Raw genomic sequence first — 20,604 nt, 5'->3', positions numbered from 1 at the left:
CTCAGGCAATCAAACGGTTGTTCAGCCAGGGCTTGCTGGCCATGCGTTCAGCTTCGTAAGCCTTGATCTTGTCGGCATGACGCAAGGTCAAACCAATATCGTCAAAACCGCCCAGCAAGCAGAACTTGCGGAAGGGCTGGACATCAAAAGGCAGCTCAGCGCCATCCGGCTTGATCACCACCTGGCGCTCCAGATCGATGCTCAGTTGGTAGCCGGGGAATGCCAAAACCTCATCGAACAACTGCGCCACCTGCGACTCCGACAACTGGATCGGCAAGACGCCATTCTTGAAGCAATTGTTAAAAAAGATATCGGCAAAGCTAGGCGCGATCAAGGCACGAAAGCCGTATTGCTCGAGAGCCCAAGGCGCATGTTCACGGCTGGAGCCGCAGCCAAAATTGGCCCGCGCCAGCAGGATGGAGGCGCCTTGATAGCGCGCCTGATTCAGCACGAAATCCGGGTTAGGCCGACGGCTGGCCGGGTCTTGACCGGGCTCGCCCGCGTCCAGATAGCGCCACTCATCGAACAAGTTAGGGCCGAAGCCGCTGCGCTTGATGGACTTGAGGAATTGCTTGGGGATGATGGCATCGGTATCGACGTTCTCGCGATCCATCGGGGCCACCAAGCCCTTGTGCAGATTGAACTTTTCCATGTTTCAGTTCCGGGTTCGTCTAGCGGAGCGTCAAGCCAGTCGGCTGACATCAACGAAATGGCCGCGCATGGCGGCTGCAGCGGCCATGGCCGGGCTGACCAGATGGGTGCGGCCGCCAGCGCCTTGGCGCCCTTCGAAGTTGCGATTGCTGGTGGAGGCGCAGCGCTCGCCGGGCTCCAAGCGGTCGGCATTCATGGCCAAGCACATCGAACAGCCGGGCTCGCGCCATTCAAAGCCTGCAGCCTTGAAGACCTGATCCAAGCCTTCGGCCTCGGCTTGCGCCTTGACCAGACCCGACCCCGGCACCACCAATGCCAATCTCACATTGCTGGCCAAGCGCCCGCCGATGCGGCGCACGACTGCCGCAGCTTCGCGCATGTCTTCAATGCGGCTGTTGGTGCAAGAACCGATGAAAACCTTGTCGATGCGGATGTCGGCCACCGCCTTGTTGGGTTCCAGCGCCATGTATTGCAAGGCGCGTTCGATGGCACCGCGCTTGACTGAGTCTTTTTCTTTGTCCGGATCGGGCACGCGCTGATCAATGCCCAAGACCATTTCGGGCGAAGTGCCCCAGGTGACTTGCGGGCGAATCTGGCTGGCATCCAAATCCACCACGGTGTCGAACTTGGCGCCGGCGTCCGAGTGCAGGCCGCGCCAGTACTGAACCGCCAGGTCCCATTCCACGCCGCTGGGCGAGAAAGGCCGGCCCTTGCAGTAATTGATGGTGGTGTCATCCACGGCGATCAGGCCAGCGCGGGCGCCGGCTTCGATGGCCATATTGCAAACCGTCATGCGGCCTTCCATCGACAGCGCACGGATGGCCGAGCCGCCGAACTCGATGGTGTAGCCAGTGCCGCCGGCGGTGCCGATCTTGCCGATGATGGCCAGCACGATGTCTTTGGCGCCGCAACCGGCCGGCAATGTGCCTTCCACCCGCACCAACATATTCTTGGCCTTCTTGGCCAAGAGCGTTTGCGTGGCCAGCACATGCTCCACTTCGGAGGTGCCGATGCCGTGCGCCAAGGCGCCAAAAGCACCGTGCGTGGAGGTGTGGCTGTCGCCGCAAACCACGGTCATGCCGGGCAGCGTGGCGCCCTGCTCCGGGCCGATCACATGGACGATGCCCTGGCGCTTGTCGTTCATCTTGAACTGGGTCACGCCGTGTCGGTCGCAGTTTTGATCCAGGGTGTCGACCTGCAACTTGGAGATGGGGTCGCTGATGCCGCCACTGCGGTCGGTGGTGGGCACATTGTGGTCGCTGACGGCCAGATTGGCGGACAGGCGCCAAACCTTGCGCGAAGCCAGCTCCAGGCCTTCAAAAGCTTGTGGGCTGGTCACCTCATGCAGCAGATGGCGGTCGATATAGAGCGTGGCCGTGCCGTCCTCTTCGGTGTGGACCACATGCTCGTCCCAAAGCTTGTCGTACAAGGTGCGTGCGTTCATCGCGGGCTTCCTTTGGATTTAGGGGAATTCGTTATTCAGGTTTTTGATTGAGGACACAGCGCATCCACAAAGCGCTGTACCACCGCGGGCAAGCGCTCTTGGCGCATCACACCCAAACAGTATTCGCGCTCGGCCCAGGGCTCGTCCAGACGCAGCAGCTTGACCTCAAACACGCGAGAAAAGCGCTCCGCCGGGCCTTCCGGCAAGACGGCCACGCCCAGGCCGGCTTCAACCAATTGCGCGATGGCATCAAAGCCGCGCACCTGCAGCCGAGCATTCAAGGTTTGTCCGCGCGCAAGCGCTTGCTCGCGCATCAGTTCCTGGGCCGAAGCACCGGCATGCAAGCCGACCAGGTCATAGGCCAGCAAGTCGCTGAAGCTGACTGCATCTTTGCCAGCCAAGTCATGATTCTTGGGCACCAGCACCGCCAAACGGCCGTTGCGGTAGCGCCAGGTCTGCAAGCGGTTGTCCAACATCGGCGGGGTGAAGATGCCCACATCGGCGCGGCCCTCGGCGACAGCCGCCTGCACTTCGGCACTGGTTTGATCTTCCAGGCTGATGCGAATCTGCGGATGCGCTTGGCTGAAGGCGGCCAAATCAGGTGGCAGGCACTCGGCAATCGAGCCGCTATTGGCGGCGATGCGCAAATGGCCCTTGATGCCACGGGCGAACTCCACCACTTCACTTTCCAGTGCGTGCAGCGAGGCATGCAAGGAGCGGATGTGGCGAACAAGCGCGCGGCAGGCTTCCGTGGGTTCAACGCCCCGGGAACGACGCTCAAACAACTGCACACCGAGACGAGCCTCAAGATCCGACACTCGCTTGCTGGCAGCCGCCAGAGCCAAATGCTCACGCTCCGCTCCGCGCGTGATCGAGCGGGTCTGCTCGATGGCCAACACGAGATTGAGGGTGGTGAGGTCCAGGCGCATGGGCAGTGTCTTGTGTGGGGACTGGGAACGGCAATGCAGCTTGATTGAAGGGATAGCGCGCAGGCGCCTTCAAAAAGTCGAACTCGGTTTTTTCAGGTTCGTTAATCTAGCTTTCGCCAACAACTCCTGCAGACCGCAATTTACAAGCGATGCTTCGTATTCTACGAACACAAGCCGAATTTTCACAGCTTTGTGGGCCGCAGCGCTGAATTGAGCCCATCAGCTGCGACTCACACCAGGAACAGAGGGCAAATCGGATGGCACCAAGATCGAATCGATTGAACTCACTCGCCCTAGCATGGCAGGAGCCGCGCTCGCCTGTCCCCAAGCTGGGGCGAGTTGGCTTTCAACGCAATCAATTGGAGTCCTTCATGTCTCGAACTTCCCGAAGCTTGGCGATTGCCGGCCTGATCTTGCAGGGCTCAACCCTGGCCCTGGCCCAAACCGCGCCAGACGTGATTCATATCTGCCACGAGAACGAAGACGCTTACCCCTGGCTGCTCAAGGACAAGCCCGGCTACAGCCAGATCATGATGACGCAGCTAGAAAAGCAATTGGGAACGCCGATCAAGCTGATGCCCATGCCCTGGAAGCAATGCTTGGCCGAACTCAAGGCCGGCAAAGTTGAAGGCGCCATGAACGCAAGCTTCAGCGCCGAACGCGCGGAGTTTGCCCATTACCCCTTGAAGCTTGACGGCGAACCCGACGCGACCAAACGCATGTACCGCGCGACCTATGCTTTGTACAAGACCAAGGGAGCCACGCTCAGCTGGGACGGCAAGACGCTGGGCGCCAATGGCACCGTGGGCGCACAGACAGGCTTTTCCATCGTGGCGCAATTGAAGCAACTCGGCGCCAAGGTGGAAGACAGCTCGCCCACTGCGGATGAATTGCTAGGCCGCGTGGCCTCCGGCCGCTATCTGGCAGCCGCCCTGCAGACCACAGAGGCCGAAGCCTCTTTGAGCAGCGTGCCTTCGCTGCAAGCCAAGATTGAGCGGGTCAACCCGGCGTTGATCGAGAAGCCCTATTTCACCGTTTTCTCTAAACCATTTTTCGCCAAACATGGACAAACGGCGCGGGAAATCTGGCGAATTCAAGGCAAGTTGCGCGAGTCTCCGGAGTTCAAAACTCAGGTTTCGCACCTGATGAAATCGGTCGACTGACGGCCGGAAATCAGAGCTCAAGCACGCGGGATGGCATAGGTGCCAACCGCGTGCGCCACCGGCTCCGGGTCCCCCTCGGAGAACAAATCCACCTCGCCCACCGCCAGCGATTTGCCCACTTTTTTCATGCGGCAAACGCCGATGATGTCTTTGTCGGCTGAGGGTTTGCGCAAGAAGTTGATGTTCAGATTGGTGGTCACCGCCAGCGGTACGATGCCGATCTGGCTGAGCAGGGCCACATAGAGCGCCACATCGGCCACCGTCATCATCACCGGACCGGAAACGGTGCCGCCTGGCCGCAACTCGGCTGGGCCCACCGGATGCCGAATGGTGGCGGTGCCCGCAGCCGCTGCCTCAATACTGCAGCATGTTTGCGGGAACTGCTCCAGCAAAAAGGCCGCCAAGCGGGCCTGGTCGACGCCAGGCTCAGGCGATTGATGTGGGCCGGCGCTCATGCCGAATGCGGGTTGCCAAGCGCTGCAATGACCTCGGCCGGCGCCTGCACCAGCTCGATCAACACGCCCTCGCCACCGATCGGAAACTCGGCGCTGGACTTGGGGTGGATGAAGCAGATGTCGTAACCCGCCGCACCCTTGCGGATGCCGCCCGGCGCGAAGCGCACGCCGTTCGCCGTCATCCACTCGACAGCCTTGGGCAGGTCGTCCACCCACAGGCCCACATGGTTGAGCGGCGTGGTGTGCACGGCCGGCTTCTTCTCGGGATCGAGCGGCTGCATCAGATCGACCTCGATCTTGTGAGGGCCCTGGCCGATGGCGCAGATGTCTTCGTCGACGTTCTCGCGCTCAGAGACGAAGTTGCCGGTGACCTGCAGACCCAGCACATCGACCCAGAGCTTGCGCAAGGCCTGCTTGTCGGGGCCGCCGATGGCGATCTGCTGGATGCCGAGGATCTTGTAAGGCTTGTTGCTGCTCATGGACGCCGCCTCACTCACTCAAAACGCAGGATCAGCTGATCCACCGACAGGCTCTCGCCCACTTTGGCCAGCACCTCGGCCACCTTGACGTCGCGCTCGGCGATCAAGATGTTCTCCATCTTCATGGCCTCGATCACAGCCAGGCGCTCACCGGCTTGCACCGTCTGGCCCGGCTGCGCGGCGATTTGCACCAGCAGGCCCGGCATCGGCGAAAGCAGGAACTTGCTGGTGTCCGGCGGGGCCTTGAAGGGCATTAAGGCCTGCAGCTCGGCGGCACGCGGCGAAAGCACATTGACGAGGATGGCGTAGCCGTTGTGCTGCAGGCGGTAGGCCAGCGGCTGCTTGGCCGTGCCACGCTCGGCCTGGGCCACAAAGGGCTGGCCGTTCACGGTGCCGGTCAGGCGGATGTCGTTCAGGCGCGAGTTGCAGACGATGCGGTAGCTCTTGGCCTCGGCGCCTTCACCGACGCGTACCAGTGCCTCACCCAGGTGCCCCACGAACTCGGAAATGTGCAGGGCGTGGCGGGCTTGCTGGCCGGCCGTGCCCTCGGACACCAGGGCCACGTAGTCGTGCTCGATGCGCACCTCGTGGCCCGGCAGTTGGCCGCTGATGCCGGCCTCGCGTTCCCGCGCCTTGCGGCGGATGAAGCCGGCCAGGGCGACCAGGAACAGCGGATCGCTGTGCGGCACATCCTCGGCGCGGAAGCCACCGCCGTAATGCTGGGCGATGAAGCCGGTGTTGAAATTGCCGGACTTGAAATCCTCATGCGCCAGCAGGGCCGACTGGAAGGGGATGTTGCTGGAAATGCCGCGAATGACAAAGCCATTCAGGGCTACTCGCATCTTGGCGATGGCGTCGGCCCGATCACGTCCATGGACGATGAGCTTGGCGATCATTGAGTCGTAGAACATCGGGATCTCGCCGCCTTCGTAGACGCCGGTGTCGACCCGAACCCCACCGAACGAACCTTGGGCATAACTTTCACCCTGAAGGGTCAGCGTGCTCTGCTCCAGATTGGCCTGCGGCGGTTGGTACTTGACCAGGCGGCCGGTGGAGGGCAGGAAGTTGCGGAAGGGGTCTTCGGCATTGATGCGGCATTCGATCGCCCAGCCTTCGCGCTTGATGTCCTCCTGCTTGAGGCTCAACGGCTCGCCGGCGGCCACGCGGATCATCTGCTCGACCAGGTCCAGGCCGGTGATGCACTCGGTCACCGGGTGCTCCACCTGCAGACGGGTGTTCATCTCCAGGAAGTAAAAGCTCTGATCCTTGCCGACCACGAACTCCACCGTGCCCGCGCTCTGGTAATTCACCGCCTTGGCCAAGGCCACGGCCTGCTCGCCCATGGCCTTGCGGGTGGCTTCGCTGATGAAGGGCGACGGCGCTTCTTCGATCACCTTCTGGTGGCGGCGCTGGATGGAACATTCGCGCTCCCACAGATAGAGCGTGTTGCCCTGGCTGTCGCCAAGCACCTGGATCTCGATGTGGCGCGGCTCCTCGACAAACTTCTCCATGAAGACGCGGTCATCCCCAAAGCTGTTGCGTGCCTCGTTGCGGCAGCTGCTGAAGCCTTCGAAGCATTCCTTGTCGTTGAAGGCGACGCGCAAGCCCTTGCCACCACCGCCGGCGCTGGCCTTGATCATCACCGGGTAGCCGATGCCCTGGGCGATCTTGACCGCCTCTTCAGGCGAGAGGATGGGCTCGTTGTGGCCCGGAATGGTGTTGACCTGGGCCGCATTCGCCAGCTTTTTGGAGGCGATTTTGTCGCCCATGGCGGCGATGGAACCATGCTTGGGGCCGATGAAGGCGATGCCCTCTTCCTCGACCCGGCGCGCGAACTCTTCGTTCTCGCTCAAAAAGCCGTAGCCGGGGTGGATGGCCTGAGCGCCGGTCTGCTTGGCCGCCGCAATGATCTTGTCGGCCACCAGATAGGACTCGCGGCTGGGCGCCGGGCCCAGCAGCACGGCCTCATCGGCCAACTCCACATGGCGGGCGTCCTTGTCGGCCTCGGAGTAGACGGCCACGGTCTTGATGCCCATCTTGCGGGCCGTCTTGATCACTCGGCAAGCGATCTCACCCCGGTTCGCGATCAGAATTTTTTCAAACATGATGTCTTGTCCCCATCAGTAAATTGGTTCGGCCGGCTTCAGCGCGGTTTCGAGAAACGCAGGCGCCCAGCCAGGCAGAGATCGGTCCATTCGACGACGCGGCGCTCGATCCAGGCAGCGCCCTGCCCCTTGGCCGCCGCAGCGCCCTGGTAGGCAAAGCTCAGCATGGCCGGCGCGCGCTGGGCGTACTCGCTGCCATCGCTGAGCGCACCTTCGCGCTGCAGATCGGCCAGGGCCTGGCTGCGCGTCAAGCCATCGACGCGATAAAGCAGAATCACCGGCAGGCTGGCCAGATCGTTGCCGCATGCTTCCACGCGGCTGGCGGCCGATGCGCCGTAGCGCTGCAAGGCGCAGGCCGCGAATTGCTGCTGGGCCGAGGCGGCTTCTGGCGCCGAAGCAGGCTGTGATGCTGCCTCGGCATGGGCTTGCGCGTGGCTCGCCACGCAGTCCGCTGCAGGCAAAGCAGCGTGTACGCTGCCGCAAACCAGCAGCTGCCCGGCCCAGACTACGAGCGCCTTGGCGAAATTCACAGCGGAATGTTCCCGTGCTTGCGCCAGGGGTTGTCCAGCTTCTTGTCCTTGAGCATGACCAGGGAGCGGCAGATGCGCTTGCGGGTTTCATGCGGCTGGATCACATCGTCGATGAAGCCGCGCGCACCGGCGACAAAGGGGTTGGCGAAGCGGGCCTTGTATTCGGCTTCCTTGGCGGCCAGTTTCTCCGGGTCGCCCTTGTCTTCGCGGAAGATGATCTCGACTGCGCCCTTGGCACCCATCACCGCGATTTCGGCGTTAGGCCAGGCGAAGTTGACGTCGCCGCGCAGATGCTTGGAGGCCATCACGTCATAGGCGCCGCCGTAAGCCTTGCGGGTGATGACGGTCACCTTGGGCACCGTGCACTCGGCATAGGCATAAAGCAGCTTGGCGCCATGCTTGATGATGCCGCCGTACTCTTGCGAGGTGCCGGGCATGAAGCCGGGCACATCGACGAAGGTGATCACCGGGATGTTGAAGGCATCGCAGAAGCGCACAAAGCGCGCGGCCTTGATGGAGCTCTTGATGTCCAGGCAGCCGGCCAGCACGAGCGGCTGGTTGGCGACGATGCCCACCGTCTGGCCTTCCATGCGGGCAAAGCCGGTCAGGATGTTCTTGGCGTAGTCGGGCTGCAGCTCGAAGAAGTCGCCGTCGTCGACCGTCTTCTGGATCAGCTCCTTCATGTCATAGGGCTTGTTCGGATTGTCCGGCACCAGGGTGTCGAGGGAATGATCGAGGCGGTTGCCGGGGTCACCGCTGGGCCGGGTCGGCGCCTTCTCGCGGTTGTTCAGCGGCAGGTAGTTGAAGAAGCGGCGCAGCATCAGGATGGCTTCGACATCATTTTCGAAGCTGAGGTCGGCCACGCCGCTCTTGCTGGTGTGGGTGCCGGCGCCGCCGAGCTCTTCGGCCGTCACTTCCTCGTGCGTCACGGTCTTCACCACCTCGGGCCCGGTCACGAACATATAGCTCGAGTCCTTGACCATGAAGATGAAATCGGTCATGGCCGGCGAGTAGACCGCGCCGCCGGCGCAAGGGCCCATGATCATGCTGATCTGCGGGATCACGCCCGAGGCCAGCACATTCTTCTGGAACACATCGGCATAGCCGCCCAGGGAGGCCACGCCTTCCTGAATGCGCGCGCCGCCCGAGTCATTGAGGCCGATCACCGGGGCGCCGACCTTCATGGCCTGGTCCATCACCTTGCAGATTTTCTCGGCATGCGCCTCGGACAAGGCACCGCCGAAGACGGTGAAGTCCTGACTGAAACTGAAGGCCAGGCGGCCGTTGATCATGCCGTAGCCGGTGACCACGCCGTCGCCGGGGATCTTGTTCTCGGCCATGCCGAAATCCACGCAGCGGTGCTCGACAAACATGTCCCATTCTTCGAAGGTGCCTTCGTCGAACAGCAGCTCCAGGCGCTCGCGCGCCGTCAGCTTGCCTTTCTTGTGCTGGGCGGCGATGCGCTTTTCGCCGCCGCCCAGACGGGCCTGGGCACGTTTTTCTTCCAGTCTTTGTTGGATGTCATGCATGGGAAGTCCTTTCGTCGGGCCGTCCCAAGGAAGGACGCGCCCCCTCGGGGGGCAGCCCATTCATTGGGCGTGGGGGTTTCATTTCTGATCTCCGGAGAAGAAATTCAACAGTTGGCGTGCTGCGGTGGAGGGCGCCAGGCGGCCTTGCAGCACATCTTCGGTGATCTGGGGCAGCTGGGCACTCACGGCCGGCGAGCCGGCAAACTGCTGGCGCAAGCCGGCATGGATGCGCTCCCACATCCAACTCTGCGCCTGTTGCTGGCGTTTGGCCAGCCAGTGGCCTTGGGTCTGCTGCAATTCGCGGTAAGCCGTCACCTGGGCCCAGAAGCGCTCCAAGCCTTCGCCCTGCTCGGGCTTGAGCGCGCTGAGCTGCATCACCTGCGGGTGCCAGGTCTTGCCCGCCGTGGCGTGGTCAATGTGGCTGTGGCCGTGGAAGCCGTAGATCCGCAGGCTGGAGCCGATCTGCGCCTGGGCGCGGGTGGCGGCCGCCCAATCGAGATCGGCCTTGTTGATGACGACCAAATCGGCCAGCTCCATCACGCCCTTCTTGATCGCCTGCAAATCATCGCCGGCATTGGGCAGCTGCAGCAGCACATACATGTCCGTCATGCCGGCCACGGCAGTTTCGCTCTGGCCCACACCGACGGTCTCGACGATGACCACATCGAAGGCGGCCGCTTCACAGACCAGCATGGCCTCCCGCGTCTTCTCGGCCACGCCGCCCAGGGTGCCGGTGCTGGGGCTGGGGCGGATGTAGGCGCGCTCGTCCATCGAGAGCCGCTCCATGCGGGTCTTGTCGCCGAGGATGGAGCCGCCCGAGACGCTGCTGCTCGGGTCCACGGCCAACACAGCGACGCGGTGGCCGCGTGCGATCAGAAAGAGGCCCAGGGCCTCGATGAAGGTGCTCTTGCCCACGCCGGGCACGCCCGAGATGCCGAGGCGAAAGCTTTTGCCTGTGTGCGGCAGCAGGTCGGTCAGCAAGGCATCGGCTTGGACGCGGTGATCGCGGCGCGTCGACTCCAGCAAGGTGATGGCCTTGGCCATGGCCCGGCGCTGCTGCGGGCCGTGGCCGGCCAGCAGGGCCGGCGCCAGGCTGGTGCTGGGCGACGCTGCGCTCATTCGCGCCCCGTCCTCTTACCCTGCACGCCCGACCACACCGGTGCAATACCGTCCGGCACCTGGGCCAGGCGAGCCTCATCACCGACATGGGGCAGGCGCCAAAGGTAGTCGATGTCGAACTCACTCTCGCCCACCGCCTTGAAGCCGTGGCGCAGATAGAAACGGTTGGCATCGCTGAGCTTGAGGGCCGAGAGGCTGAGGTTCAGGCCCGCCCCCCGAGCCTGGTCCTTGGCCCAGCTGAGCACCCAGGAGCCGATGCCCTGGCTTTGCGCCGCGGGCTGCAGGTATAGCTGCTCCAGACGCAAGGCTGACGCTTCACCCGCGGGCGTTTCGCGCAGCATCAAGAACCCGACCCGCTCGCTGCCGCGGCAGATGTGGCGCATGGTCTCGGGCTCGAACAAGGCCTCAAAACGTTCACGGCTGCGCGCCAGGTCGAAGCGACCCAGTCGCTCCAGGCTGGGCCGCAAGGCCTCCATGCGCAGCTGGAACAGCGCGTCCAGATCTTCGGCCGCCACCGGCTGCAGCTGATAGGCACTCATGCGTGTCTCAGCGCTTGGCTCAAACCGCGGCAGCTGTTAGCGACTTGCGGATCTGCTCCAGCACATCCTTGGCACTGGCCGGGATCGGAGTGCCGGGGCCGTAGATGCCCTTGACGCCAGCCTCATAGAGCATGTCGTAGTCCTGCGCCGGAATCACACCGCCGACGAAGACGATGATGTCATCGGCCCCGTGCGCCTTCAGCGCCGCGATGATGGCGGGCACCAGCGTCTTGTGACCGGCGGCCAGGGTCGAGATGCCGACCGCATGGACATCGTTTTCGATCGCCTGGCGGGCGCATTCCTCAGGGGTCTGGAACAGCGGGCCGATGTCCACATCAAAACCCAGATCGGCATAGGCCGTGGCCACCACCTTGGCACCACGGTCGTGGCCGTCCTGGCCCAGCTTGGCGACCATCACGCGCGGGCGGCGCCCATGGACGTCAGCAAAGGCCTTGATCTCGTCCTGCAGCTTGGCCCAGCCCTCGGCCGAGTCGTAGGCGGCGGCATAGACGCCGGTGACCTTTTGGGTGTCGGCGCGGTGACGACCGTAGACGGCCTCCAGCGCATCGCTGATCTCGCCCACCGTGGCACGCAGGCGCACGGCCTGAATGCTCAAGTCCAGCAGATTGCCCTGGCCGGACTTGGCGGCTTCGGTCAGAGCATTGAGCGCGGCCTGGACGGCGGCATTGTCGCGGCTGGACTTGATGGCCTTGAGCCGCTCAATCTGGCCGTCACGCACACGGACATTGTCGACATCGAGGATCTCGATCTTGTCTTCCTTGGCCAGCTTGTACTTGTTGACGCCGACGATGACATCGCGGCCCGAGTCGATGGCCGCCTGCTTCTGGGCCGCGCTGGCTTCGATCTTGAGCTTGGCCCAGCCACTGTCCACCGCTTTGACCATGCCGCCCATGGCCTCGACCTCTTCGATGATGGACCAGGCCTTGTCGGCCATGTCCTGCGTCAAAGACTCCATCATGTAGCTGCCGGCCCAGGGGTCGATCACGCTGGTGATGTGGGTCTCTTCCTGGATGATGAGCTGGGTGTTGCGGGCAATGCGCGATGAAAACTCGGTGGGCAGGGCAATCGCCTCGTCCAGCGAGTTGGTGTGCAGGCTTTGCGTGCCACCGAAGACCGCGGCCATGGCCTCGATGGTGGTGCGCACCACATTGTTGTAAGGGTCCTGCTCGGTCAGCGACCAGCCCGAGGTCTGGCTGTGCGTGCGCAGCATCAGGCTTTTCGGATTCTTGGCCTCGAAGCCCTTCATGATCCGGCACCAGAGCAGGCGCGCCGCCCGCATCTTGGCAATCTCCAGATAAAAGTTCATGCCCACCGCCCAGAAGAAGGACAGGCGCGGCGCGAAGTCATCGACATCCAGGCCTTTGGCCAGGGCGGTCTTCACATACTCCTTGCCGTCGGCCAGGGTGAAGGCCAGCTCCAGCGCCTGGTTGGCGCCAGCTTCCTGCATGTGATAACCCGAGATCGAGATCGAGTTGAACTTGGGCATCTTCTGCGCCGTGTACTCGATGATGTCGCCGATGATCTTCATCGAGGGCTCGGGCGGGTAGATGTAGGTGTTGCGGACCATGAACTCCTTGAGGATGTCGTTCTGGATGGTGCCGCTCAACTTGTCCTGCGAAACGCCCTGCTCTTCCGCTGCCACCACATAGCCCGCCAGCACCGGCAAGACGGCGCCGTTCATGGTCATGGAGACGGACACCTTGTCGAGCGGGATCTCGTTGAAGAGGATCTTCATGTCCTCAACCGAATCGATCGCCACGCCGGCCTTGCCGACATCGCCTGTCACGCGCGGATGGTTGCTGTCGTAGCCGCGGTGGGTGGCCAGATCGAAGGCCACCGACACACCTTGCCCGCCAGCCGCCAAGGCCTTGCGGTAGAAGGCATTGCTTTCCTCGGCGGTGGAGAAGCCCGCGTACTGACGGATGGTCCAGGGCCGCACCGCATACATGGTGGCCTGCGGGCCGCGCAGAAAGGGCTCGAAGCCGGGCAAGGTGTCAGCATGGGGCAGACCCGCCGTGTCGGCCGCGGTGTAAAGCGGCTTGACCGACAGGCCTTCGGGCGTGTGCCAGTTCAGGGCCGAGACATCGCCCCCTGGGGCGGATTTGGCGGCGGCTTTTTCCCACTGCGCCAGCGTGGCTTGCGGGAATTCGAACGCTTGCTTCTTGGATTCAGACATCTCTTGGCTCCTGCGGACGCTCCATCATAGCGCGACCATCATTCATAATTATAAATTCAGAATTGACGCTACACTGACGGCAGATCGCCATGAACGCCGACGCCAAGACCCGCCCCGACGCGCCTCGCCCTTTGGCGCCCCGCGCCCTTTATCAAGAAGTGGCCGAACAGTTGCGCCAGCAGATTTTTGGCCGCCAACTGGAGCCAGGTGCCTGGATTGATGAGTTGAAGCTCTGCGCCGAGCTGGGCATCAGCCGCACGCCAATGCGCGAAGCGCTGAAAGTGCTGGCCGTTGAGGGCTTGGTGACCATGAAGCTGCGCCGCGGCGCCTATGTCACCGAAATGAGCGAGCGCGATGTGCGCGAGGCTTATCAGTTATTGGCCTTGCTGGAGAGTGATGCGGCCGGCCAAGTGGCGCGCGCCGCTAGCGCTGAAGAGTTGGCGGACTTGAAACGGCTGCATGAGCAACTCGAGCAGCAAATCGGCCACCGGGACGCGTTTTTCGCCGCCAATGAGCAGTTCCATTTGCGCCTGTTGGAGATTGACGCCAACCGTTGGCGCTCGCAAATCGTCACTGACCTGCGCCGGGTGATGAAGCTCAACCGGCATCACTCGCTGTTCAAGCAAGGGCGCTTGCAAGAGTCGTTACAAGAACACCGCGCGCTCATCCAGGCACTGCTGGCCCGGAATGAGGGCGAAGCTGCGCGGCTGATGCGCGCACACTTCGACAACGGATTGGCTGCGGCGACGGCCTGAAGTTAGGCCGCGCACGAGCACGCTATTCATTAGCGCCAGATCGCACTCAAGGCGGAGATTGCTTCGGGAATGGGGTAGTGGTGATTGCCGACAAACAGGCTGTTTTTGTCTAGGTAGTCGGCGTGGCGCAAGCTGCCATGGATCTCGTGATCAAAGTACTGCACCACAGAGTTCTTGGCGAAATTGCCAGCCACCACGGGTCGGCATTCAAAACCGGCCTCGTTCAGCGCTGCAACCAGTTCAGCCCGAGTACGCTTGCTGCCTGGCTTGATGGTCAGGGCAAAACCAAACCAACTGCTTTCACCCAGCTCCCGCTGAATCGCAAGGCTGGGGTGATCGGCCATGGCGGCCTGCAAGGTCCGGCCGTTCTCGCGGCGCGCTTGAATCAAAGCTGGCAAGCGTTTGGTTTGCTCGATCCCGAGAGCGCCGGAGAGTTCAAGTGGGCGCAGGTTGTAACCGGGTAGCACAAAGCGGAAGGATTCCTCGAAGGGATCATCGCTCTTGGTGCCACTGACATGGTTGTGCTTGGGCAAATTGCGCGTCCAGCCATGGGCACGCAGCGACAGCATTACGTGGTAAAGCTCTTCATCGTCAGTGACGACCATGCCGCCTTCCATCGTGGAGATATGGTGCGAAAAGAAGGCACTAAAGCTGCCCACCACGCCAAAAGTGCCGGTCTGTTTACCCTTGAATGTCGCGCCCATGGACTCACAGTTGTCCTCCATCAGCACGATGTCGCGGCCCGCAACAAGCTTGCGAATGGCGTCAAAATCGTTGGGGTTACCCAACAAATTGACGATCATGATCGCTCGGGTGCGTTCGCCAATTGCAGAAGCCAAAGCTTCTAAGTCGTAATTCAGCGTCTCAGGGTCAATATCGACAAACTTCAGGCGCAAGCCGTATTGATGCAGGGGGTAGTAGGTCGTCGGCCAGGACACCGCCGGCACAATGATTTCATCGCCACGATTGAGCCTCAGCTTGTCGTTCTTGGTATAGAACAGAGCGGCTGTCATCAATAGGTTGGCCGAAGAACCGGAATTCACCATCACGCAATGCTTGCTGCCCGTAAAACGGGCAAAGTCACGCTCAAAGCTCGCAACTTTTTCTCCCATGGTGAAGTGGCCGCTGGCAATCACGCCGGCCATGGCGGCGTACTCCTCTGCACCCCAGGACGAAGTGGCAAGTGGAAACTGATGTGTCATGTCGAAACAACCTTGTCGAGAAAATAGTCGTAGCAGCGCGCAATGCCCTGTTCCAGGCTGATCTTGGGCGCCCAGCCCCAGGCGGTCTGCCGGCTTACATCCACTAGCTTTTGGCGCATGCCCACCGGTTTGCTGAGATCGTGAACGAACTCACCATGCCAGCCCACGACTTGAGCGGCGGCCTCGTAGTAGGCCTTGATCGTGTAGTCATGGCCCAAACCTATATTCATCAAGTCCGGCGCTTGCTCGCCATGTTCGACATGGCGAACGACCGCATCAGCTAGGTCCGCTGCATCCATGAACTCGCGGCGCGCCGAGCCATCACCCCAGATCTCGACCGTTGAGTTGCCTGCCGCCTTGGCTTCATGCAGCTTGCGAATGACCGCTGGAATTAGATGCGAATGCACAGGATCAAACTTGTCAAAGCGCCCATACAAATTGCAAGGAATCAAAGTCTTGTACTGCAACTCCGGCTCTTGGCGACGCAGGTATTGGCAAAGCCGGGTGGCATAGATCTTGGCGAGAGCGTATCCCTCATTGGTAGGCTCAAGCTCGCCGCTCAAGACCTGCTCCTCACGAAGTGGGTTGACGCCATTGCGCGGATACATGCACGAACTGGCCAGATTGATCAGACGCGAGACACCGGCACCATGAGCTGCCAAGATGATGTTGCGCCCCACATCGGTATTGCGCACCAGAAAGTCCACTGGCCGCGCAATATTGGCCTGAATGCCGCCAACCAGCCCCGCAGAATGAATCACCACATCCGGCCTGACTTCACGCACAAAAGCCTGAACCGCATCGAAACGTTCCAAGTCCACGTCGGCGCGGATCGGTGCAATCAAGTCCCAGTCGGCAGCGCCCGGATGCTCCGCAATATTGCGACCCACCATGCCAGCGCCGCCGGTCAGCAGCACCCGCTGCTTAGCAATACGGCTGCTCATTCAATGGTGACCGGCAGTTCATAGCCATGGCGCTTGAGCAGGGCGTGGCGACGCGCCTGGTCCAAATCGGCAGCCACCATCTCGGCAGCCATTTCTTGCACCGTGATTTCTGGCGTCCAGCCCAGCTTGGCCTTCGCCTTGCTGGGATCACCCAGCAGAGTCTCGACTTCTGTCGGGCGGAAATAGCGCGGGTCCACGCGCAGGATTACATCACCCACGGCGAGGGCGGGCGCCTTGTCCGAGTCAGCGATGGCGTCCACGATGGCCACTTCGTCCACACCCTGGCCCTCGAAGCGCAGACTCAAACCCAGTTCACCCGCGGTCATCTGAACGAACTCACGCACGCTGTGTTGCACGCCGGTAGCAATGACGAAGTCCTCGGCATGGTCCTGTTGCAACATCATCCATTGCATGCGCACATAGTCTTTGGCATGACCCCAATCGCGCAAGGCATCCATATTGCCGACGTACAAGCAATGCTCCAAGCCTTGCGCAATATTGCAAAGTCCACGAGTGATCTTGCGCGTTACAAAGGTTTCGCCGCGCCGCGGGCTTTCGTGATTGAACAAAATGCCATTGCAAGCGTAGATGCCATAAGCCTCGCGGTAGTTCACCGTGATCCAGTAGGCATACATCTTGGCCACCGCATAGGGGCTGCGTGGATAAAAAGGGGTGGTTTCGCGCTGAGGCACTTCCTGCACCAGGCCGTACAACTCGCTGGTGCTGGCCTGGTAGAAGCGGGTTGTTTTTTCCAAGCCCAGGATTCGAATCGCTTCTAGCAAACGCAGGGTGCCCATGCCATCGACATCGGCGGTGTACTCTGGAGACTCAAAACTGACGGCTACGTGGCTTTGCGCGCCCAGGTTGTAGACCTCATCCGGTCGAACCTCCTGCATGATGCGAATCAGGTTACTGGTGTCGCTCAAGTCGCCATAGTGCAGATGGAACTGCGGAGATGGCACATGCGGGTCTTGGAAGATATGGTCAACGCGGGCTGTATTGAAGGAAGAGGCGCGGCGCTTGATGCCATGCACCTCATAGCCTTTTTCCAGCAGGAACTCCGCCAAGTAGGAGCCATCTTGCCCAGTAACGCCAGTGATCAGCGCCACTTTCTTTTTTGCTGCTTGCATTGTCCTAACTCCGTTATTCGATGCCGCCTAAAGCAGCACACTGTAAAGCCTCTCGCAGCTATTGAGGCCACTTAGGCGACAACAGCTCTCACCACATATTGCAAAGGCAAGGCATCACGCACCGCGCCCTCTGCATCACGACCTTGAGCAATAGCCATCTGGCGGATCGCGGCCAGGATCGGCTCCCGTCCCGGCTCATCAAAAATTCGCGGCAGGCCAGCCTCGATACGCAAGCCGGCGCGGGCGAACAGCTCAAACAATGTCACGCGGGTGAACCAGCGCAAATGGGTGCGGTCGAGCAAGCCGGCGCTTTCATAACGGAATTCGCCTACGGCCAATCGAGCCTGCAAACTCCAGTGCTGGGCATTCGGAATGCTCGCCACCACACAGCCGCCGGGCGGTAGCACTTTGCGAATCTTGGTGAGCACGGCCCAAGGGTCGCGCAGGTGTTCCAGAACGTCTCCAAACACCCAGCAGTCGCGCGAGGCGTAGTCGCGGTAGAGCGATTCATCAGCGCCTTCAATGTCCAGCGCAGCCATGCCGTCGCAGTAGCGCGCGGCGATTTCAGCTGCCTTAGGGTCCAACTCCATGCCCATGTAGTGAACGTCGGACCGCTGTCGCTTGAGGGCATAGGCCAGAGCCCCCGTGCTGCAGCCGACTTCCAAGATGGCTTTGGCATGCGCCGGGATCATAGCCAGTAAGTCGGGATTGAAGCCCTCGCCCGGCCCCTCGCTGGGCATGGCGCCGGTAGGTTTGGCGGCTTGGCGGGCTTGCACCTCGGCCATCCACTCTTCCAAATGGTAGCCGCCGGTTGCAGAACTGGTACCCATGCCAATATGGTCGATATAGACCTTACGCGTGCCCATCAGCACGTCGTTCTTGGCCCAATCCAGATTGCGCAGCAAATCGGATTGGCCTGCATCGTGTAAAGCCAACATGGGTGCGACCATTGGTGCGCCGTGCTTGATCGGCAAAGGCCATTGGCGCATGACTTCTATATTGCACAGCATGCAAGGTGGATGCAAATAGGCCACCGCACCATAAGCGTAAGGAATGTCGAAACCATCGCGGTTTACATAGGCCACGCCGCCTGCACCATAGTCACAGGGACGCAGCGCTTCGTTGAGTGCCTCGAGAAAGCCCTCGCGCAGCACCACCACATCAGTATCTAGGAACAAGGCTCGCTCGCCCAGCGGCAGGTTCGCAATGGCCCAAGCCATGCCCGGTCCGTGATGAATATTGAACCCCTGGACATGCAGTTCCACGTTCTCAAACTGCTCGGTTACCGCCCGGATCTTGTCGACAAACTCAGGCCCAGAGCCGTCCACCACATGGACTTTATTGGGATAAAAGCGACGCATGGAGGCCAGCATGCCCTGCAACAACTCAGGCGCGTTGTAGGACACGGCAACAACGGGAATGTCATGAATACTCATATCAGTTTCTTTTCAGTTGTTGCCACCAACTTCGTCAGCGACGCGTCCGACCACCGTCGCCGGATTGCCGGCCACGATAGACAGTTCAGGCGCCTCAAAACGCGGCATCAGCACCGCACCGGCAGCAATCACACAACCACGCCCGATGCGAGCGCCCTTCAAAATAGTGACCCGCGAACCGATGAAAACATCGTCTCCAATTTCCACCGCCATGGGCTTGGAGTCGGGCTGGCGACGATGATCCAAACGTAAGTCATGCGAATTGCTGTCCATCACATGAAGCTCTGGGCCGATCAGGCAGCGCGCACCAAAACGAATGGACGCCCCCTCCGAAATCAGCACGCAACGATTATTGAAAACCGTGTCAGCGCCGATTTCAATCAGGGAATCAGGCGTGCGAGATTCGATATAGCTGGCGCCATAGCTGCCTGGAGAACGCGGCACGCCAAAGACTGAGCTCGCCGCCAGGCGGATCCTGCCCGCCCCTTTGAAATGAGTCGGAGTCAACAAGTTGAGAACGCGCGCGCCCTCACCCATCAACTCCATCCTTGCCCGGTCCGAGACATGGAAGAAATAGTGGATCAACAAAGTTCGCACCCATTGGTCCAAATCAAATGGACTGCTGGCGCCAATGAGGGCGCGCAGGCGCTCAAATCGCTTTTGCAATGCCGTCACTGTCAGAACCCGTTGATGACAAGGTACTCTGACCAAAGTTGCTCAAAGCGCTCTTCGGCGCCAGCCTCGCCGGTCGCCATCTGTGGCAAGACCTGACAAAACGGCAACATGTCTTCTTGCTGGCCATAACGCTGAATCAAGGCCGCAGCAATGCCGTGATAGCACAGGCGTGCATGGTATTCACCCAAGCGCCCCAGTTTCTTGCCGCCCAGCGCCAAGGCCACATAGCCCAGGTGTGCGGCCTTCATATGCTTGCCATAGAGCTGCGCCGAATGCCCCCCCCCCCCGGTTCTGAAGTAACCCAAGCGGTCCTGGATATAGGCGATCGGCCCGCGAATACTGGCCGCTAGAAAAAAACCCAGATCCCATAGACCGGCATAAGACACGCCAGCGAACTCATGCTGGAACATCAAGTCCGCAGCATTCGCGCGCATGACGCAGTTGGAAAACTCGCCAAACCAGTTCTGGCACTGCGGCACGGTACTGACAAACATAGCGCCGGCGTCCAGGGTCACCAAACGATTCAAGGAATTGAAGACCCCTTCGGGGATCGGCATGCCCTCAATGGGCTGGCCCCGCTCATTGGCTGTCCATCGGGCACTGATGCTGCATGGGAAGCTTCCTGCTTCATGGGCGTTCAGATGGCGCGCATAAAAGTCGGGGTAGATCACGTCGTCATCCAACAACAAGTGGACAAGTTCTGAGCTGCCATTCCAGAGCTTCAGCAAATGGGTGAAGTTCTGATAAGCGCCAATCTTTGGCCCGGCGGCGATTTCTATTGGCAAACGAGCCCGCAGATAGCCCAGCTCCGGGCTGTTGAGTCGCTCGGTGAACTCACCGTTCGGGCTGTCATCGGAAATGATGATCCGCTGACTCGGACGTGTTTGTGTCGCTAAGCCTGTGAGCAACTCCAGCATGTGCTTGGTCTTGTAAGCCGGAATCAAGGTGGTGATCTTCATGGGCGGGCGGGCGTCCGAGGTCTTGCAGTGGAATGAGCTTGCTGCATTGCGGAACAGATTTAAGCGCAGCAATTCACACCGCCAAGCTCAGAACAGCCAAGTATTGCTACAGCTTTTGAATCTTTTTCCGAAAACTCACGCCCCTAGCATTGCTGAACCTTGCAATCCGTGGGCTCGCCTGCGCGAGCTGCAGATTTCGACGCCACATCCTTATGCCATGAACACGACCATGAATCTCGTCGCTAAATGCCCTTCGCGCGCTCGGGTTTACACCCGGCTCGGGACTTGGGCGATGAACGGCTTGGCTCAAGTTAAAGGCCAGGACGCCGAAATCCGAGTGAACTGCCAAGAGAGTTGGTCGTC

General features: G+C 61.1%; 19 protein-coding genes. 2 read left to right on the top strand and 17 right to left on the bottom strand.

Annotated features, from left to right (window positions below; all coding sequences use genetic code 11):
- Position 1: 1 nt before the first annotated feature.
- Genes leuD through LNV06_RS00185 form a run of 3 tightly spaced genes read right to left on the bottom strand, consistent with a single transcriptional unit; the run spans position 2 to position 3,024 of the window.
- Positions 2-652, bottom strand: coding sequence for a 3-isopropylmalate dehydratase small subunit (gene leuD, locus LNV06_RS00195; protein ID WP_263536235.1), 651 nt, complete (start codon positions 650-652; stop codon positions 2-4).
- Positions 653-682: 30 nt separating this feature from the next.
- A complete protein-coding gene (gene leuC, locus LNV06_RS00190; protein ID WP_263536234.1) occupies positions 683-2,095 on the bottom strand; it encodes a 3-isopropylmalate dehydratase large subunit in 1,413 nt (470 codons plus the stop codon).
- A 35-nt stretch (positions 2,096-2,130) separates the two neighbouring features.
- Positions 2,131-3,024: a LysR family transcriptional regulator gene (locus LNV06_RS00185; protein ID WP_263536233.1), complete on the bottom strand. Its 894-nt coding sequence runs from the start codon at positions 3,022-3,024 to the stop codon at positions 2,131-2,133.
- A gap of 371 nt (positions 3,025-3,395) precedes the next feature.
- Between LNV06_RS00185 and LNV06_RS00180 the strand changes: the two genes are divergently transcribed.
- Positions 3,396-4,187 carry a substrate-binding periplasmic protein gene (locus LNV06_RS00180; protein ID WP_263536232.1) on the top strand — a complete coding sequence of 264 codons (792 nt, stop codon included), beginning with the start codon at positions 3,396-3,398 and terminating at the stop codon, positions 4,185-4,187.
- Between the two features lie 17 nt (positions 4,188-4,204).
- On the opposite strand, the gene LNV06_RS00175 is transcribed toward LNV06_RS00180, so the two are convergent.
- The 8 genes from LNV06_RS00175 to scpA all read right to left on the bottom strand — a co-directional run bounded on the left by LNV06_RS00175 (position 4,205) and on the right by scpA (position 13,140).
- Entirely contained in the window at positions 4,205-4,642 is a 438-nt protein-coding gene (locus LNV06_RS00175; protein ID WP_263536231.1) for a PaaI family thioesterase, read from the bottom strand.
- Positions 4,639-5,121, bottom strand: a complete 483-nt coding sequence (locus tag LNV06_RS00170) for a VOC family protein (protein WP_263536230.1) — start codon at positions 5,119-5,121, stop codon at positions 4,639-4,641. Before LNV06_RS00170 ends, LNV06_RS00175 begins: the two co-directional genes overlap by 4 nt.
- A gap of 14 nt (positions 5,122-5,135) precedes the next feature.
- Positions 5,136-7,226, bottom strand: coding sequence for an acetyl-CoA carboxylase biotin carboxylase subunit (locus LNV06_RS00165; RefSeq protein WP_263536229.1), 2,091 nt, complete (start codon positions 7,224-7,226; stop codon positions 5,136-5,138).
- Between the two features lie 38 nt (positions 7,227-7,264).
- On the bottom strand, positions 7,265-7,756 hold the full coding sequence (locus tag LNV06_RS00160; RefSeq protein WP_263536228.1) for a hypothetical protein: 492 nt from the start codon (positions 7,754-7,756) through the stop codon (positions 7,265-7,267).
- Complete coding sequence (locus LNV06_RS00155) at positions 7,753-9,285, bottom strand: acyl-CoA carboxylase subunit beta (protein WP_102766911.1); 1,533 nt, start codon at positions 9,283-9,285, stop codon at positions 7,753-7,755. The genes LNV06_RS00160 and LNV06_RS00155 overlap by 4 nt, the downstream gene beginning before the upstream one ends.
- Positions 9,286-9,363: 78 nt before the next feature.
- Positions 9,364-10,404, bottom strand: a complete 1,041-nt coding sequence (gene meaB, locus LNV06_RS00150; protein ID WP_263536227.1) for a methylmalonyl Co-A mutase-associated GTPase MeaB — start codon at positions 10,402-10,404, stop codon at positions 9,364-9,366.
- Positions 10,401-10,943: a GNAT family N-acetyltransferase gene (locus LNV06_RS00145; RefSeq protein ID WP_263536226.1), complete on the bottom strand. Its 543-nt coding sequence runs from the start codon at positions 10,941-10,943 to the stop codon at positions 10,401-10,403. The genes meaB and LNV06_RS00145 overlap by 4 nt, the downstream gene beginning before the upstream one ends.
- Positions 10,944-10,962: 19 nt before the next feature.
- A complete protein-coding gene (scpA, locus tag LNV06_RS00140; RefSeq protein ID WP_263536225.1) occupies positions 10,963-13,140 on the bottom strand; it encodes a methylmalonyl-CoA mutase in 2,178 nt (725 codons plus the stop codon).
- An 89-nt stretch (positions 13,141-13,229) separates the two neighbouring features.
- Between scpA and LNV06_RS00135 the strand changes: the two genes are divergently transcribed.
- Positions 13,230-13,895, top strand: a complete 666-nt coding sequence (locus LNV06_RS00135) for a GntR family transcriptional regulator (RefSeq protein ID WP_263536224.1) — start codon at positions 13,230-13,232, stop codon at positions 13,893-13,895.
- Between the two features lie 29 nt (positions 13,896-13,924).
- On the opposite strand, the gene LNV06_RS00130 is transcribed toward LNV06_RS00135, so the two are convergent.
- The 6 genes from LNV06_RS00130 to LNV06_RS00105 form a co-directional block, all read right to left on the bottom strand.
- Complete coding sequence (locus LNV06_RS00130; RefSeq protein WP_263536223.1) at positions 13,925-15,097, bottom strand: DegT/DnrJ/EryC1/StrS family aminotransferase; 1,173 nt, start codon at positions 15,095-15,097, stop codon at positions 13,925-13,927.
- Complete coding sequence (locus LNV06_RS00125) at positions 15,094-16,041, bottom strand: GDP-L-fucose synthase family protein (protein ID WP_263536222.1); 948 nt, start codon at positions 16,039-16,041, stop codon at positions 15,094-15,096. Before LNV06_RS00125 ends, LNV06_RS00130 begins: the two co-directional genes overlap by 4 nt.
- The gene (gmd, locus tag LNV06_RS00120; protein WP_263536221.1) at positions 16,038-17,171 is read right to left on the bottom strand and encodes a GDP-mannose 4,6-dehydratase; all 1,134 of its coding nucleotides are present in this window, start codon (positions 17,169-17,171) and stop codon (positions 16,038-16,040) included. The genes LNV06_RS00125 and gmd overlap by 4 nt, the downstream gene beginning before the upstream one ends.
- A gap of 71 nt (positions 17,172-17,242) precedes the next feature.
- Complete coding sequence (locus LNV06_RS00115; protein ID WP_263536220.1) at positions 17,243-18,607, bottom strand: bifunctional glycosyltransferase/class I SAM-dependent methyltransferase; 1,365 nt, start codon at positions 18,605-18,607, stop codon at positions 17,243-17,245.
- 12 nt (positions 18,608-18,619) lie between these two features.
- Positions 18,620-19,216: an acyltransferase gene (locus LNV06_RS00110; RefSeq protein ID WP_263536219.1), complete on the bottom strand. Its 597-nt coding sequence runs from the start codon at positions 19,214-19,216 to the stop codon at positions 18,620-18,622.
- 68 nt (positions 19,217-19,284) lie between these two features.
- Positions 19,285-20,241, bottom strand: a complete 957-nt coding sequence (locus tag LNV06_RS00105) for a glycosyltransferase family 2 protein (protein WP_263536218.1) — start codon at positions 20,239-20,241, stop codon at positions 19,285-19,287.
- Between the last annotated feature and the right edge of the window lie 363 nt (positions 20,242-20,604).

Origin of the sequence: Paucibacter sp. Y2R2-4 (assembly GCF_025717535.1) — a bacterium.
Taxonomy (GTDB): domain Bacteria; phylum Pseudomonadota; class Gammaproteobacteria; order Burkholderiales; family Burkholderiaceae_C; genus Paucibacter_A.
Note: the sequence above shows the minus strand (reverse complement) of the source record. Positions and strands in the feature narration are given on the sequence as shown.